Origin of the sequence: Rhizobium sp. RU20A (assembly GCF_900155885.1) — a bacterium.
Lineage (GTDB): Bacteria > Pseudomonadota > Alphaproteobacteria > Rhizobiales > Rhizobiaceae > RU20A.
Map to the genome: position 1 here is coordinate 47,849 of NZ_FTMB01000012.1, position 14,730 is coordinate 62,578.

The 14,730-nt window shown below is 64.4% G+C and carries 15 protein-coding genes; 3 read left to right on the plus strand and 12 right to left on the minus strand.

The window, feature by feature from the left end; genetic code table 11:
- Positions 1-14 precede the first annotated feature (14 nt).
- From fdxA to F3H41_RS19660, 3 genes are all read right to left on the minus strand, one after another.
- Positions 15-353, minus strand: coding sequence for a ferredoxin FdxA (gene fdxA, locus F3H41_RS19650; protein WP_149740390.1), 339 nt, complete (start codon positions 351-353; stop codon positions 15-17).
- 246 nt (positions 354-599) lie between these two features.
- Complete coding sequence (locus F3H41_RS19655; RefSeq protein ID WP_149740391.1) at positions 600-998, minus strand: RNA-binding S4 domain-containing protein; 399 nt, start codon at positions 996-998, stop codon at positions 600-602.
- A gap of 3 nt (positions 999-1,001) precedes the next feature.
- Positions 1,002-4,154: a helicase-related protein gene (locus F3H41_RS19660; protein ID WP_149740425.1), complete on the minus strand. Its 3,153-nt coding sequence runs from the start codon at positions 4,152-4,154 to the stop codon at positions 1,002-1,004.
- Between the two features lie 86 nt (positions 4,155-4,240).
- Between F3H41_RS19660 and F3H41_RS21375 the strand changes: the two genes are divergently transcribed.
- Complete coding sequence (locus F3H41_RS21375; RefSeq protein ID WP_188129549.1) at positions 4,241-4,393, plus strand: hypothetical protein; 153 nt, start codon at positions 4,241-4,243, stop codon at positions 4,391-4,393.
- A gap of 391 nt (positions 4,394-4,784) precedes the next feature.
- On the opposite strand, the gene F3H41_RS19665 is transcribed toward F3H41_RS21375, so the two are convergent.
- Together F3H41_RS19665 and F3H41_RS19670 are read right to left on the minus strand one after the other, a co-directional pair.
- A complete protein-coding gene (locus F3H41_RS19665; protein WP_149740392.1) occupies positions 4,785-5,510 on the minus strand; it encodes a beta-ketoacyl-ACP reductase in 726 nt (241 codons plus the stop codon).
- A 128-nt stretch (positions 5,511-5,638) separates the two neighbouring features.
- Positions 5,639-6,820 (minus strand): acetyl-CoA C-acetyltransferase, encoded by a 1,182-nt coding sequence (locus F3H41_RS19670; RefSeq protein ID WP_149740393.1) that lies wholly within the window; start codon positions 6,818-6,820, stop codon positions 5,639-5,641.
- A 213-nt stretch (positions 6,821-7,033) separates the two neighbouring features.
- Between F3H41_RS19670 and phaR the strand changes: the two genes are divergently transcribed.
- On the plus strand, positions 7,034-7,615 hold the full coding sequence (phaR, locus tag F3H41_RS19675; RefSeq protein ID WP_149740394.1) for a polyhydroxyalkanoate synthesis repressor PhaR: 582 nt from the start codon (positions 7,034-7,036) through the stop codon (positions 7,613-7,615).
- Between the two features lie 49 nt (positions 7,616-7,664).
- On the opposite strand, the gene F3H41_RS19680 is transcribed toward phaR, so the two are convergent.
- The 4 genes from F3H41_RS19680 to mtgA all read right to left on the minus strand — a co-directional run bounded on the left by F3H41_RS19680 (position 7,665) and on the right by mtgA (position 9,998).
- Positions 7,665-8,069 (minus strand): hypothetical protein, encoded by a 405-nt coding sequence (locus tag F3H41_RS19680; protein WP_149740395.1) that lies wholly within the window; start codon positions 8,067-8,069, stop codon positions 7,665-7,667.
- Positions 8,070-8,269: 200 nt separating this feature from the next.
- Complete coding sequence (gene rpmF, locus F3H41_RS19685; RefSeq protein WP_012067326.1) at positions 8,270-8,455, minus strand: 50S ribosomal protein L32; 186 nt, start codon at positions 8,453-8,455, stop codon at positions 8,270-8,272.
- Between the two features lie 159 nt (positions 8,456-8,614).
- Positions 8,615-9,262, minus strand: coding sequence for a glutathione S-transferase family protein (locus tag F3H41_RS19690; RefSeq protein WP_149740396.1), 648 nt, complete (start codon positions 9,260-9,262; stop codon positions 8,615-8,617).
- Positions 9,263-9,335: 73 nt separating this feature from the next.
- Positions 9,336-9,998 (minus strand): monofunctional biosynthetic peptidoglycan transglycosylase, encoded by a 663-nt coding sequence (mtgA, locus tag F3H41_RS19695; RefSeq protein ID WP_244616288.1) that lies wholly within the window; start codon positions 9,996-9,998, stop codon positions 9,336-9,338.
- A 332-nt stretch (positions 9,999-10,330) separates the two neighbouring features.
- Here mtgA and F3H41_RS19700 point away from each other — a divergent pair, with 332 nt between their 5' ends.
- Positions 10,331-11,245 carry a polyprenyl synthetase family protein gene (locus tag F3H41_RS19700; protein ID WP_149740398.1) on the plus strand — a complete coding sequence of 305 codons (915 nt, stop codon included), beginning with the start codon at positions 10,331-10,333 and terminating at the stop codon, positions 11,243-11,245.
- A gap of 21 nt (positions 11,246-11,266) precedes the next feature.
- Here the strand turns inward: F3H41_RS19700 and ispG are convergent, their stop codons facing one another.
- The 3 genes from ispG to F3H41_RS19715 all read right to left on the minus strand — a co-directional run bounded on the left by ispG (position 11,267) and on the right by F3H41_RS19715 (position 14,633).
- Positions 11,267-12,538, minus strand: a complete 1,272-nt coding sequence (gene ispG / locus F3H41_RS19705) for a flavodoxin-dependent (E)-4-hydroxy-3-methylbut-2-enyl-diphosphate synthase (protein WP_149740399.1) — start codon at positions 12,536-12,538, stop codon at positions 11,267-11,269.
- A 113-nt stretch (positions 12,539-12,651) separates the two neighbouring features.
- Complete coding sequence (locus tag F3H41_RS19710) at positions 12,652-13,830, minus strand: MFS transporter (protein ID WP_244616285.1); 1,179 nt, start codon at positions 13,828-13,830, stop codon at positions 12,652-12,654.
- The gene (locus F3H41_RS19715; protein ID WP_149740400.1) at positions 13,827-14,633 is read right to left on the minus strand and encodes a DeoR/GlpR family DNA-binding transcription regulator; all 807 of its coding nucleotides are present in this window, start codon (positions 14,631-14,633) and stop codon (positions 13,827-13,829) included. Before F3H41_RS19715 ends, F3H41_RS19710 begins: the two co-directional genes overlap by 4 nt.
- Between the last annotated feature and the right edge of the window lie 97 nt (positions 14,634-14,730).

Below are 14,730 nucleotides of genomic sequence, written 5' to 3' on the forward strand. Positions count from 1 at the left end.
CGCCAGCGCTATCGTCAGTTGCCCTCGCCGGGCTCCGGCGAGAAGAACTTTTCGAACTTGTCTTCGACGCCGTCCATTTCCTTGGCTTCCGGCAGCGCGTCGCGCTTGACCGTGATGTTCGGCCATTTCACCGCATATTCGGCGTTGATTTTCAGCCATTTGTCGAGGCCGGACTCAGTATCCGGCTTGATGGCGCCGGCCGGGCATTCGGGTTCGCAGACGCCGCAGTCGATGCATTCGTCGGGGTGGATGACGAGGAAGTTCTCGCCTTCGTAGAAACAGTCGACAGGGCAGACCTCGACGCAATCGGTATATTTGCAGCGAATGCAGTTGTCGGTCACGACGTAGGTCATGCGCAGCTCCAGCCAGGTCTCACATTTGGTCGCAGGCAGCAAGGAAGAGTGAAGGCCGCCCGCCTTGGACCGCCGGATCGTTCAGGGCCCGCAAAGCAGGTGCGCCCGGCCACCGGCAGCCGTTCACCTAAAGATTTTGCCACGCCTTTGCAAGGCTAAAAGCCTTCGCCAAAAGGCCCCGGAAAGAGACGAATTTTCTCTTTTTCGGCGCGGCGGATGCCTGTCGGCTCGATTTGCCGCCGCTTGTCAGTCGTCGTCGCGCAGGAGACGGTCGATGGCCCGCCGTTCACGCTTGGTCGGCCGTCCAGCGCCGGGTTCGCGGGCAGCAAAGGCGAGGGGCTGATCCCCCTCGGTGGGTGTGGGTGTCAGGTCCTCGTAGAGAAGCCTCGCCTCTGGATAGGGGCCGCGCCGCTCACCGGGGCCGAGCACTTTCACGGTCGTGTCGTGGTGGTCGAGATCGAGCACCAGCGTGTCGCCGATGCGCAGCTGAGCCGAGGACTGCGTCGTGCGCGTGCCGTTGACGCGTACGCGGCCATCCTCGATCAGCTTCTGGGCCAGCGAGCGGGATTTGACCAGCCGCGTGAAGAACAGCCACTTGTCCAGTCGCTGCCGTGCTTCACCCGTATGCCCGCTTGCTGGCGCCATGCCTTACTTCTTCATCTGCTCCTTGAGCGCCGCGAGCTTGGCGAAGGGCGAATCGGGATCGACGGGCTTTTCCTTGCGCGGCGGCTTGGCCTCGAAGGTCTGGGGCTGGTTGCGGTTCGGCCGGTTGTCCGGCCGGTCCTTGCGCTCGCCGCCGCGGCGATCGTCGCGGTCGGGACGGCCGCCATTGCCGCCCGGGTGGCGGTTGCGATCGCCGCCCTTTCCGTGACGGTTTTCGCCCTGCCGACCTTCACCGCGGGACTGGCCACGGCCTTCGCCGCGCTCGCCCGTGCGCTCGGAGCCACGCTCATTGCCACCCTGGGTGCGATCGCCACGGCCGCGGCCGCGCTGTTCGCCATCCGCCTGATTGCGTCCGCCCGGACGACGCTCGCCCTGCGGGCGGGCATTGCGCTGCGTGTCGTTGCGGCCACCCGGACGCCACAGCAGCACCGGCTTCGGCTCTGCGGGTTCTTCAGTTCCGGCGTCCGCCGCGGTTTCGGCAGGAGCTGCTGCCTCGGCGGCGGCCGGAGCTTCTGCCGGTGCGGCGGCGGATTCGATCGTCGCTGCAGGGGTTTCGGCAGCATCCGTCTGCGCCGGCGTTTCCGTTGCGGTTTCGCTCGCTTCAGCGTCGGCATTATCAGCCGGTGCGGCGTCGGCGGCCGGCTCGACGGCCGCGGTGGCCGGGGCCGACTTGGCGTCCTGGCTGGCGAGATGCGCGGCGGCTTGTTCGGCAGTCACGCTTTCGGCGCGGTAGCCGAGGCCCTTGAGGATTTCTTCCATATCGTCGGCCGTGGCGCCGAGGATGGAGAGCATGGCCGTCGTCGTCACGAAGCGGCGGCCATCATAGGCGCCGTCGGGACGCGGCGTCGCGCCAGGCTGCCACTGCAGCAGGGGACGGATGAGGTCGGCCAGCCGCTCCAGAATATCGACGCGCACGGCGCGCTTGCCGAGGAAGCGGAAGCCGGCGAGCTTGTAGAAGGTGCGCTCGAAGCTCGGATCGGTGACGACCGAAGTGCGGCCGGCGGCCAGAACCGGGATGAGGTCGCCATAGCCGGGCTTGTCGAGACCGTCATTCTTCAGCGCCCAGAGCAGCGTGATCAGCTCGGCCGGTGCCGGCTTCAGAAGGGCGGGCATGAAGACATGATAGGCGCCGAAGCGGATGCCGTGGCGACGCATGGAGGCGCGCGCCTCCTGGTCGAGCGCCTTGACGTCATCGGCAACATCGCGCCGGAAGAGAACGCCAAGGTTCTCGACGAGCTGGAAGGCGAGGCCCTTGGCCATGCCCTGCAGATCTTCGGCGCGCTGGAGGTCGTCCAGCGGCTTCAGCACGGTCGCGATGTGATGGTTCACGAAGCGCTCGATGCGGGCGGCCACATGATCGCGCGCCGCGCCCTGCAACTGTTCGTCCGCCAGGAGGATCACGCGGGGATGCATGATGTGGTCCCCGGCCGCGAGCTTGGCGACGGGATCGCCCAGCCAACGGACCGCGCCATCGGACGACAATGCGAGGTCGCCGTTGGCGGCGGCGTGCATGCGCGCAGCCCGCGCCTCGAATTCGAGCGCCAGCGCCTTGTGGGCCGCACCCTGAACCGCGCGTGCGTCCGGTCCCTCCGCACCTGATGCCAGCGTGAACCGGAACCCGGTCAACTGTCCGACATGATGGCCGGCAACAAAGACGTCGCCATTCACACTGATTTCCGCTTCCAGCATCGCATTCTCTCTCAGCCGCTTCATGAGCACAGATGTCCTGCGATCAACAAAGCGTTTCGTCAACCGTTCATGTAGCGCGTCGGACAAACGGTCCTCGATTTCGCGCGTCTTTTCCCGCCAGTGTGTCGGATCAGCCAGCCAACCGGGGCGGTTCGACACATAGGTCCAAGTCCTGATTTGCGCAATGCGCGCCGACAGCGTGTCGATCTCGCCATCCGTCCGATCGGCGCGGTGCACCTGTTCGGCCATGAAATTCTCATTCACGACACCCTTGCGCACCAGATCCGAATAAAGCGTCGAAATGAGGTCGGCGTGCTGAGCGGGCGTGATGCGGCGGTAGTCGGGCAGGGCGCAGGCTTCCCACAGCGTCTCGACACGGGCCGGCGTTGTAGCCAAGCCCTGCACTTCCGGATAGCGGGACAGGTGCTCCAGCGCCTGCTGGTCGATGGCCGGCAGGGCGCGGGTGAGGCCCTGCACGGCGGGCGCCTGTTCAAGGCTCTTGCGCAGGGCCGGCAGGGACGAAAAATCGAAATTCTTTGTGCGCCACTGCAAAACCCGCACCGGGTCGAACTGGTGCGTCTCGATTCGCTCGACCAGTTCATTGTCGAAGGGCTCGACGCGGCTCGTGACGCCGAAGGTTCCGTCACGCAGGTGGCGGCCAGCGCGGCCGGCAATCTGGGCCAGCTCCGACGGGTTCAGATTGCGGAACTGGTAGCCGTCGAACTTGCGATCCTGGGCAAAGGCGACATGATCGACATCGAGGTTGAGGCCCATGCCGATCGCGTCGGTGGCGACGAGATACTCGACATCGCCTTCCTGGTAGAGCGCGACCTGGGCATTGCGGGTTCGGGGGCTCAGCGCCCCCAGCACCACGGCCGCACCGCCGCGCTGGCGGCGCACGAGTTCGGCGATCGCATAGACCTCGTCGGCCGAGAAGGCGACGATGGCGGAGCGTGCCGGCAGGCGGGTGATCTTCTTCGAACCGGCATAGAGAAGCTGCGAGAGGCGCGGGCGCTCCACGACGGTAATGCCCGGCAGCAGCCGCTCCAGAAGGCCGCGCATAGTGGCCGCGCCGAGCAGCAGCGTCTCGTGGCGGCCACGTAAGTGCAGCAGGCGGTCGGTGAAGATGTGGCCGCGTTCGAGGTCGCTGGCGAGTTGGATTTCGTCGATCGCCACGAATTCGGCGGTCGTCTCGCGCGGCATGGCCTCGACCGTGCAGACGGAAAAGCGCGCCATGTGCGGCGTGATCTTCTCCTCGCCGGTGATCAGCGCGACATTGTGCTCGCCCACCTTTTCGACAAGCCGGGTGTAGACCTCGCGGGCGAGGAGACGCAGCGGCAGGCCGATCACGCCAGACTGATGCGCCACCATGCGCTCGATGGCGTAGTGCGTCTTGCCCGTATTGGTCGGACCAAGCACCGCGGTGACGCCGCGGCCGCTGAGGATCATCGGTTGGATGGACACCGAAACGCCATGCCTTTCTGGATCAGACCGCCGCCTTCACCTCTCGGCGCCGGCAACGGGGTGGGCAAGACATGCCCATCGTGGCGGCTTATGGCAAGAGCGCGATGACGCTTTCTGTCTTTGGCGGCGGTTTTCATGGCGGCGCGTTAAGACTCGGAACAGTGGTGGAACGAATCAGCGACGAATCACTGACTCGTGCATGTTCTTTCTTCGTTCACCGCTAGATATGGATGTTGCGGTGCGAGATCGGACCAGATGGTGAATCGCCTGACCCCGCCGGACGTTGCTTTGCGTGCCAAAAGTTAACAGTCGAGCGCGTGCGCCGCCATCACGAAACTGTCACGCAACTGTCTGAAATGGTTTCGAAATCGTTAATTCATCCGGATGTCCTGTGCTGGGTTAAGACTTGGAACAGTGACGGAACGAATCAGCGACGAATCACTGACTCAGGCCTTTTCCCGGTTTGTTCACCGCTACATCTTGTGTGATTCACCGAGTGCTCACGCTAAGCGGAACGGACTCGCGCTGGTTGATGCCGCCTCGGTCGATGCAAACGTTAACGGGGGCAGCCTTGGCGGCCGCCCCCGTCAAAGTGTCATTCGTTTCAGTTGAGGATCAGACGAAGAACTGGCCGCCATTGGCCGAGATCGTCGAGCCGGTGATGAAGCCGGCATCGTCGGAGGCGAGGAACACGACGATGCGTGCGATCTCCTCGGGTTCGCCGAGGCGACCGACCGGGATCTGCGGGATGATGCGTTCGTTCAAAACCTTTTCCGGAATGGCGCGAACCATTTCCGTGCCGATATAGCCGGGGCAGATGGCGTTGACCGTGATGCCCTTGGCGGCGCCCTCCTGGGCGAGCGCCTTGGTGAAGCCGAGGTCGCCGGCCTTGGCGGCGGAGTAGTTCGCCTGGCCCATCTGGCCCTTCTGGCCGTTGATGGAGGAGATGTTGATGACGCGGCCGAAGCTGCGGTCGCGCATGCCCGACCAGATCGGATGCGTCATGTTGAAGAGGCCGTTGAGGTTCGTGCCGATGACGGCATTCCACTGGTCCGGCGTCATCTTGTGGAACATGCCGTCGCGGGTGATGCCGGCATTGTTCACGAGAATCTCGATCGGGCCGAGATCGGCTTCGACCTTGGCGATCCCGGCGGCGCAGGACTCATAGCTCGACACATCCCACTTGTAGACGGGAATGCCCGTCTCGGCACTGAAGGCGTTGGCCGCTTCGTCATTGCCGGCGTAGTTGGCGGCAACCATGTAGCCGGCATTCTTCAGAGCGATGGAAATGGCCGCGCCAATGCCGCGCGATCCCCCTGTGACAAGCGCTACCCTGCTCATGCGTATCCTCCAGCTGCTTTTTGGCCACCGCGGTGGCGTTCCCCATCAAGATGCCCGATCATTGCGGGCCTTGAGCCGGCTTGCGGGTGCCGGCCCAATTCGTTGCGATCGCTGTCCGGTTGGAAGGATCAGAGGCTTTCGACGCACATGGCAACGCCCATGCCGCCGCCGATGCAGAGCGTGGCGAGGCCCTTCTTCGCGCCGCGGCGCTTCATCTCGAACAGCAGCGTGTTGAGCACGCGCGCACCGGAGGCGCCGATCGGATGGCCGATGGCGATGGCGCCGCCATTGACGTTGACGATCGCCGGATCCCAGCCGAGGTCCTTGTTGACGGCGCAGGCCTGGGCGGCGAAGGCCTCGTTGGCTTCGACGAGGTCGAGGTCGCCGATCGCCCAGCCGGCCTTTTCCAGCGCTTTGCGGGAGGCCGGGATCGGGCCCGTGCCCATGATTTGCGGATCGACGCCGGCGGTTGCCCAGGAAACGATGCGGGCGAGCGGCTGGATGCCACGGCGGCCAGCTTCGGCCTCGGTCATCAGAAGGGTCGCCGCTGCGCCGTCATTGAGGCCGGAGGCGTTGCCGGCGGTCACGGAGCCTTCCTTGTCGAAGGCCGGGCGCAGCTTTGTCATGGAATCGAGCGTTGCGCCGTGGCGGATATATTCGTCCTGATCGACGACGGTGTCGCCCTTGCGGGTCTTGATCGTGAAGGGCACGATTTCGTCGGCGAACTTGCCGGCCTTCTGGGCCGCTTCCGCCTTGTTCTGGGAGGCGAGCGCGAAGGCATCCTGATCGTCACGCGAAAGCTGCCACTGGCGGGCAACGTTTTCGGCGGTGATGCCCATGTGGTAGCCGTAGAAGGCGTCCGTCAGGCCGTCCTTGATCATGGTGTCGATCAGTTTGAAATCGCCCATCTTGGTACCGGCGCGCAGATGGCCGCAATGGGGGGCGAGCGACATGGATTCCATGCCGCCGGCCACGATGATGTCGGCGTCGCCGGAGACGATCTGCTGCATGCCAAGCGCAACGGCGCGCAGGCCCGAGCCGCAGAGCTGGTTCATGCCCCAAGCGGTCCGGGTGTTGGGAATGCCGGCCTTGATGGCGGCCTGGCGGGCCGGGTTCTGCCCTTCGCCGGCCTGCAGCACCTGGCCGAGGATCACCTCGTCCACATCGGCAGCCTCTACCCCTGCGCGCTCGAGCACGGCCTTGATGACGGCCGCGCCAAGTTCATGGGCGGGCGTATTGGCGAAGGCGCCGTTGAAGGAGCCGACGGCGGTGCGCGCGGCGCTGGCAATGACGATGGCGGGTGTGCTCATGGGGTTTCCTCGCGGGGGGTCTGTGACGACTTCTGGCGGGAGAGTGGCAAAGCTGGGGGCTCAAGTCAAACCGCCTGACAGTCGATTTTGAGTTGCGTCAAGAAAGGTCCGTGCCGCGCTTCGCCGCATCGCACAAAGAGATTGTCAGCATCGTTGTTTTGCGGCTACGATTGAAATCACAAGAAGAACGGATACTGGGAAGAGGAGGCCCCGATGCCGAAACACGACGGGCAGATCGTCATCAAGAAATATGCGAACCGGCGCCTCTACAACACGGGAACGAGCACCTACGTGACGCTCGACGACCTCGCCGTGATGGTCAAGAAGGGCGAGGATTTCGTTGTGCAGGACGCGAAGTCCGGCGACGACATCACCCACTCCGTTCTCACCCAGATCATTTTCGAACAGGAATCCAAGACCGGAAATACGCTTCTGCCGATTTCCTTCCTGCGTCAGCTGATCTCCTATTACGGCGACCAGATGCAGATGGTGGTGCCGAGCTATCTCGAACATTCCATGCAGGCGTTTGCCGAACAGCAGTCGCAAATGCGCGAGCAGATCAACAAGGCCTTTGGTGATACGCCGCTCGGCAAGAACCTGCAGGTGCCGCTGCAACTGGTCGAGGAGCAGGTGCGGCGCAACACCGAGATGTTCCATCAGGCGATGCAGATGTTCTCGCCCTTCATGGCCGCACCACAGGCGGCGAAAGAGACTCGCAAGGCCGATGCGAAGGACCTCGACGAATTGAAAGAGCAGCTGCGTGCGCTCCAGACCAAGCTCGACACGCTTAGCTGATGATCAGGCGGGCCGTCCGGGCCTGCCTGCTGTTTAAAATTCGACGATCTCAAAGTCCGATGGACACGTCGCGGCTCGCCGTGCGCATGGAAACGGCAAAGCCTGCGATGACGTCGATGAAGCTGATCGTCATCAGAATGAAGAAGACGCGGCTTGCAGCCGGCGCCACCAGCAGGAACTCGACGAGAAAGGCCAGGAAGACCACGAGCGAGAGCATGTGGTCGACAATTGCCTTCGAACTGATGCGCGTGGCCTTGAGGATTTCTACGAAGAGCAGGGCGAGTGCCGCGACGATCAGCAGGTCACCGAAGGTGAGGCCCCAACGGGCGCCGGAAACCATGGTGAAGGCGAGCATCTCCGCATCGAAAATACCGGGCGCTGCGCCGAAGAGGCCGATCATGGCGAGATTATAAAGCGCGAACGGCACGAGCATCAGCGGGATGGCGGAAATCATCGGGTCGGGTCTCCTGTGAGGCTGCATTCAAGCCGTTGCCTGTGACGATGGCAAGGCGGGGGGCAAGGCGTGGGGGGGCAAGGCGGGCGCAGGAGGGCAGGCCGTTGCCGGGCTATGCGCCCAAAGAAAAAGGGCCGGCAAGCCGACCCTTTCAAATGCGCGATAACCTTCAAAGCGTCGAAGCGCTTCCCGGCAAGCGCTTATGCGCTTTCCTTCGGGGTCAGAACCTGACGACCGCGGTACATGCCGGTCTTCAGGTCGATGTGGTGCGGACGGCGCAGTTCGCCGGAGTTCTTGTCTTCGATGTAGGTCGGAGCCTTCAGCGCATCAGCCGAACGGCGCATGCCGCGCTTGGACGGGCTCGTTTTTCTTTTCGGTACAGCCATTTCTTCACTCCACTTGCGGGCAAAACATGCTCATCAGCCAACCCAATGGCCGAAAAAGACATGCATCTATCTCGGAAATTTGGCGGGCTTATACATGGCAAAACCCGGCTTGACCAGTCCTTGCCCGCACTTTTTCGACTCCGGGCTCCCCGCCTGCCGTCAGGCTTCGTCTTCCGGCACGATCCAGGTCTCGGCCAGCGCAGCCGCCTGCCAGGCCTTCCATGCCGGATGGGCGTTCATCGCGTCCATGTAGGCGCGGCTGCGGGCATCCTCCGTCAACGCGTAAATTGCAAAGCGGTTGACCACCGGGGCGAACATGGCATCGGCGGCCGAGACCTTGCCGAAGAGGAAGGGGCCGCCGGAGCGGGCAAGGCAATCGCGCCAGATGGCCTCGATGCGCGCCACATCCGCCATGACGCCTTCCGGCAGGGCGATCGGCGCGTGCGGGCGGCGGATGTTCATCGGGCAGGCGTTGCGCAGGGCCCTAAAGCCGGACAGCATTTCCATTGAAATGGAGCGGGCCATGGCGCGGTCGGCGCGATCCTGCGGCCAGATGCCGGCCTCGGGAAAGAGGTCGGAGACATATTCGATGATCGCCAGCGATTCCCACACCCGCGTCTCGCCATGATGCAGGACGGGCACGCGCCCGACCGGCGAGAGCTTGAAGAATTCCGGATTGCCGGCCGGGAAATCGAAGGGGATCAGAACCTCCTTGAAAGGGATGCCGGCGGCTGTCAGGGCAAACCATGGCCGGAAAGACCAGGAGGAGTAGTTCTTGTTGCCGATATAAAGGGTGAGGTCGGACATTGCGGGCCTTTCGCGATCGAGAGGCCTTACAATAGGCAGTTCAGCGCGTCACGACCAACAAAAAGCTTTGATATCAGTCATAAAGACATCTGACATAATCGCCTGACCCTGCGGCGCGGCGTTCGATGACGCGGGCAAGGCGCTGCAGGCCGCGGCCGGGCTTGCTGGCGACGCGGTCGATGGGATTGGGGAGGGATACCGCCAGGAGCGCGGCCTGACGGCGGGAGAGCTTTGCGGCGGGCACGTTGAAATGATAACGCGCGGCAGCCTCGATGCCGTAAATGCCCGGCCCCCATTCGGCGATGTTGAGATAGATCTCCATCAGCCGGCGTTTTGACCAGACGAAATCGGCGGCGAGCGCCAGCGGCAGTTCCAGGCCCTTGCGGATGAAGGAGCGACCGTTCCACAGAAAAAGGTTCTTGGCGGTCTGCATGGGGATGGTGCTGGCACCGCGGGTCTGTGCGCCTTCCAGCGCGTCATCGACGACGCCGCGCATCTGAACCCAGTCGACGCCGTTGTGGAAGCAGTATTGCCCGTCTTCGGACATCATCACCGACTGCACGAGAACGGGTGCGATGTCGTCGAAATCGACCCACTGGCGATCATAGCCGCGAAAGAGGGCGAGATCGGCCGCCATCAGCGTCGAGACCGGGTGGATGAAGGGCAGGGCATAGACGAGAATGAGGAGGTAGGGCGCAAGCAGCAGCGCGGCGACAAGCACCACGACACGGTGCAGCCAGGATCGCTTCGGTCCCGGCGCAGGCGACTGCGCAACGGCCGGCTTGTTCGTCACCTCGACCGTCTCCTCGCGTGTATCCGGCGTTACCTCCACCCGGTTGCTCCGCCTGTGCCGTTCATCACTCCGTGGCCGCCTCTCGATCCTCGCAAGGCCCGCCGACACGTGTCCGATCCTGTCCTGGACATGCCGTGCTGCGGGCCATGCACTCTTACCTGAAGCGCAGGCGAATCAAAAACGGTTTTGGGCCTTCATCCAAGACGTGGTGAATCCGCCTGCCGTGGCGGCGGCGGTGCTTGCGCCGGTCCTTCCGTCATGCAAAACAAACGCCTATGAACACCCTTTCTCCTTCCGTTTCCGATCGCATGCGCTTGACGGCCGATGCCGTGGAGGCGCGGCTGGCCGTGCTTTTAACCACCACGCCGGGGGCGGACGAAATCGCCCGGCCGGAGCGCCTGGTGGCCGCCATGCGCCATGCGGTGCTGAACGGCGGCAAGCGGTTCCGGCCCTTTCTCGTGACGGAGAGCACGGCACTCTTCGATGGCAACCGCGATGCGGCGTTGACGGTGGCAGCGGCGCTCGAATGCCTGCACTGTTATTCGCTCGTGCATGACGATCTGCCGTCCATGGACGACGACGATCTGAGGCGCGGCCAGCCGACCGTGCATATCGCCTATGACGAGGCGACCGCCATTCTGGCCGGCGACAGCCTGCTGACGCTGGCCTTCGACATCCTTTCCGATCCGGAAGTGCAGCTGGATCCTGCGCGGCAGATCGCGCTGGTGCGGGCGCTTTCCCGGGCAGCCGGTATCGGCGGCATGGCGGGCGGGCAGGCGCTGGATCTGGCGGCGGAGACCGACGCGCCTGACGAGGCGGGTATCCGGCAGCTGCAGGCGATGAAGACGGGTGCGCTGATCCGCTTCGGCTGCGAGGCCGGGGCTATTATCGCCGGCGCATCGGAGGCGGACCGCCAGGTGATGCGGCGTTTCGGCCAGACGATCGGCCTTGCCTTCCAGCTGGCCGACGATGTGCTCGACATCACCGCCGATGCCGCCGTGATGGGCAAGGCGACGGGCAAGGATGCCGGTCGTGGCAAGGGGACGCTGGTGGGCCTTCACGGCCTCGACTGGGCGCGCCGCACGCTTTGCGACCTCGTGGACGAGGCCGGCACGCTGCTTTTGCCGTACGGTGCGCGTGGCGCCGTGCTGGCGGAAACCGCCCGCTTCGTGGCGGAACGGCAGAGCTGAGCCAGTCTTTTCGTTTGCCGGCTATTCGGCGGCGGAGGAGGTGGCGGGGCTGAAGCGCTTCTCGATGTAGTCGTTGACAAGAGCCTCGAAGTCGCCGGCAATGTTGGTGCCGCGCAGCGTCAGCGCTTTCTTGCCATCGATATAGACGGGAGCGGCGGGCAGTTCGCCGGTGCCGGGCAGCGAGATGCCGATATCGGCATGCTTGCTTTCGCCGGGGCCATTGACGATGCAGCCCATGACGGCGACCTTCAGGCCTTCGACGCCCGGATATTTCTCGCGCCAGACCGGCATGTTGCGGCGGATATCCTCCTGGATCTTCTGCGCAAGTTCCTGGAAGACGGTGGACGTGGTGCGCCCACAGCCCGGACAGGCGGCGACGACAGGGATGAACTGGCGAAAGCCCATGACCTGCAGCAGTTCCTGCGCCACCTGCACCTCGCGGGTGCGGTCGCCGCCGGGCTCCGGCGTCAGCGAAATGCGGATCGTGTCGCCAATGCCCTGCTGCATGAGAATGCCGAGCGAGGCCGAGGAGGAGACGATGCCCTTCGTGCCCATGCCGGCCTCGGTGAGGCCGAGATGCAGGGCGTGGTCGGAGCGGGTGGCGAGCATGGCGTAGACGGCGATGAGGTCCTGCACGGCGCTCACCTTGGCGGAGAGAATGATCCTGTCGCGCGGCAGGCCGATGTCTTCGGCCAGTTCGGCCGAGAGAAGGGCGGACTGGCAGATCGCCTCCCGCATGACCTGCTGGGCCGTCAACGGAAAGCCTTGGGCCTGGTTTTCGTCCATCAGGCGGGTCAGGAGTTCCTGGTCGAGCGAGCCCCAATTGACGCCGATGCGCACCGGCTTGTCGTGGCGGATAGCGGTTTCGACGATGGCGGCGAACTGTCGGTCCTTCTTGTCCTTGAAGCCGACATTGCCGGGATTGATGCGGTATTTGGCCAGTGCTTCAGCGCATGCCGGATGATCGGCCAGCAGTTTGTGACCGATGTAATGGAAGTCGCCGACAAGCGGCACGTCGAGGCCGAGGCGCTCCAGGCGCTCGCGGATTTTCGGGACGGCGGCGGCGCTCTCGTCGCGGTCGACGGTGATGCGGACGATCTCGGAGCCTGCCTTGTAGAGGGCGGCGACCTGCGCCACCGTCGCGTCGATGTCGGCCGTGTCGGTATTGGTCATGGACTGGACGACGACGGGCGCCCCGCCGCCGACCATCACGCCGCCGACATCCACGCCGACGGAGGCGCGACGGGGCTTCGGTTCGAATTCGAATGCGGGAGCGGTAAGCCGCGACGACATGGCAACCTCGGAGATCCGGTTTTCGCTGGTCCTCAGGTGGAGGACCGGCGATGGCTTGTCAACGGTATCTGGCAGTCGTTTGTGACGTCCCTTTGTCGCCCGGCCCGTGTTGATCAGTGTTTCTGATCGGCGTGCACGGCGTGGTGGGAGAGCAGCAGAACCACGATGAACAGCGCCGGCAGTGACGCATAGATCACCCCGAAGCCGATGTACTCCGCCAGAAAACCGATGACCGAGGGGGCGACGAGGATGCCGGAATAACCCATGAAGGTGACGACGGAGAGGCCGATGCCGGGCTGGAGGCCGGGCATGTTTCCGGCCGCCGAGAAGGCGATCGGCACCATGTTGGCAATGCCGATGCCGGCAAAGGCAAAGCCGAGGATCGCAAGCCAGGCATCCCCCGCCAGCCCGGCCACGAGCATGCCGACAAGGGCGAAGCCGGCACTGACGCGCAGGGTGCGAACGGCGCCGAGACGATCCCGCACGAGGTCGCCGGCAAAGCGCATGATGCACATGGTGGCAGAAAAGGCAGCGAAGGCAAAACCGGAGAAGGTCACGGAGGCGCCGAGCTCGGAGCGCAGGTAAAGGGCACTCCAATCCAGCACCGCGCCCTCCGGGATCATCGAGAACAGCGCCATGATGCCGACCAGCCAGGGCAGCAGCGTTCTCGGCAGGCTGAGCTTTTCCTTCTTTGCCTCCGGATGCGGCGCGTCCCTGAGGGTGATCGGCCAGGCAACGGCCAGCATCAGGGCGGAGACGATCGTGACGATCACGGCGTGGGCGGTGATGCCGAGCGTGCCCATCGTAATGCCGCCGACCCCGGCACCCAGCACCCCGCCAAGGCTCCAGAAGGCATGGCAGGAGGACATGATGGCGCGGCGCATGGATTTCTCGACCTCGATCGCATTGGCGTTCATCGCGACATCCATGGCGCCGAGAAAGGCGCCAAGCGCGAGCATGCCGACAAAGCCGGTCCAAAGATTGGGGACGAAGGTCATGACGAGCAGCATGGGGGTCAGGAAGACCCCCGACACCAGCGAGACCTGCCGGGAGCCGAGGCGCGCCGACAGGGCGCCGGCGACCGGCATCAGAATCAGGGAGCCAATGCCGAAGGCGAGCACGAGCAGGCCAAGAACACCTTCGGACACGCCGAGCCTGTCTTTGAATTCGGGGATTTTCGGCACCCAGCTGCCCATGATGAAGCCGTTCATCAGGAACAGCAGGGAAACGGCCAGCCGGATTTTCGGCATATAGCCGACCGTCAGGAGTGGTGCGGTGCGGGTCGTGCTCATCGGTTTTGTCTCTGGATCGGATTTTCGGTCGCGACTGCGCGGACGATTGTGGGCCCGCAGGCGGCGATGGCGGCGGTCGTCGCCGCGTCGGCATCCGCCTCCACCACGACGGTGAGGGCGGCGCTCAGCGGCATGACCTGGAAGGCGGCTGCATGCGTCAGTTTCTCGTTTGTCGCGGCCGCCAGTGTCCGGCGGGCGGCGGCGCAGGCCATGCGCTTGAAGACGGCGTCTTCATAGACATCGGCGGCGAGTCCATGATCGGCGGTCATACCGCAGGCGCCGATGAGGCAGAGGTCGGGACGGATCTGATCAAGCTGGCGCAGCGCCGTGGTGTCGATGGCGGCGCCGACGACGGGGTCGATCTTGCCGCCAATCACAATCAACTGCGTCTCGGGCCGCATGGTGAGTTCGGCGGCGAGGGCGGGTGTGTTGGTGACGGCGGTGATGCGCATGCCGGCCGGCAGGCTGCGCACCACGGCAAGATTGGTCGAGCCGGCGTCGAAGAAGACCACCATGCCGTCTTCGATAAGGGAGGCAGCGGCCGCGCCGAGCAGCGCCTTGCGCGTCGGCGCTTCCGCGATGCGCTCGGCAAGCGGGCGGGTCGTGCCACGCGGCAGCAGCGCGCCGCCATAGACGCGCTCGCACTCGCCGCGCGCCGCCATCTCGCGCAGGTCCCGGCGAACGGTGTCCTCGGAAACCCCGAAGTCGCGCGCGAGTTTCTGGGCGAGAACGCGGCCTTTCGTGTGCAATTCGGTCAAAATCAGCGTCTGGCGCTCGCTGACAAGGTGATCTGGTTCGGTCATACGTCGTAAATCGGTATTAATCGGCAAAAACGTGCATAAACGGTGCCGAGCTTTCCCGCAAGAACGAAAATGCCCGGCACGAGGCCGGGCACGTTCA

What these genes read in the sequence shown, in the direction of transcription:
- fdxA (WP_149740390.1), bottom strand. Translation starts at nt 353, where the DNA reads ATGACCTACGTCGTGACCGACAACTGCATTCGCTGCAAATATACCGAT.
- F3H41_RS19655 (WP_149740391.1), bottom strand. Translation starts at nt 998, where the DNA reads ATGGCGCCAGCAAGCGGGCATACGGGTGAAGCACGGCAGCGACTGGAC.
- F3H41_RS19660 (WP_149740425.1), bottom strand. Translation starts at nt 4,154, where the DNA reads ATGATCCTCAGCGGCCGCGGCGTCACCGCGGTGCTTGGTCCGACCAAT.
- F3H41_RS21375 (WP_188129549.1), top strand. Translation starts at nt 4,241, where the DNA reads ATGCCCATCGTGGCGGCTTATGGCAAGAGCGCGATGACGCTTTCTGTC.
- F3H41_RS19665 (WP_149740392.1), bottom strand. Translation starts at nt 5,510, where the DNA reads ATGAGCAGGGTAGCGCTTGTCACAGGGGGATCGCGCGGCATTGGCGCG.
- F3H41_RS19670 (WP_149740393.1), bottom strand. Translation starts at nt 6,820, where the DNA reads ATGAGCACACCCGCCATCGTCATTGCCAGCGCCGCGCGCACCGCCGTC.
- phaR (WP_149740394.1), top strand. Translation starts at nt 7,034, where the DNA reads ATGCCGAAACACGACGGGCAGATCGTCATCAAGAAATATGCGAACCGG.
- F3H41_RS19680 (WP_149740395.1), bottom strand. Translation starts at nt 8,069, where the DNA reads ATGATTTCCGCCATCCCGCTGATGCTCGTGCCGTTCGCGCTTTATAAT.
- rpmF (WP_012067326.1), bottom strand. Translation starts at nt 8,455, where the DNA reads ATGGCTGTACCGAAAAGAAAAACGAGCCCGTCCAAGCGCGGCATGCGC.
- F3H41_RS19690 (WP_149740396.1), bottom strand. Translation starts at nt 9,262, where the DNA reads ATGTCCGACCTCACCCTTTATATCGGCAACAAGAACTACTCCTCCTGG.
- F3H41_RS19700 (WP_149740398.1), top strand. Translation starts at nt 10,331, where the DNA reads ATGAACACCCTTTCTCCTTCCGTTTCCGATCGCATGCGCTTGACGGCC.
- ispG (WP_149740399.1), bottom strand. Translation starts at nt 12,538, where the DNA reads ATGTCGTCGCGGCTTACCGCTCCCGCATTCGAATTCGAACCGAAGCCC.
- F3H41_RS19710 (WP_244616285.1), bottom strand. Translation starts at nt 13,830, where the DNA reads ATGAGCACGACCCGCACCGCACCACTCCTGACGGTCGGCTATATGCCG.
- F3H41_RS19715 (WP_149740400.1), bottom strand. Translation starts at nt 14,633, where the DNA reads ATGACCGAACCAGATCACCTTGTCAGCGAGCGCCAGACGCTGATTTTG.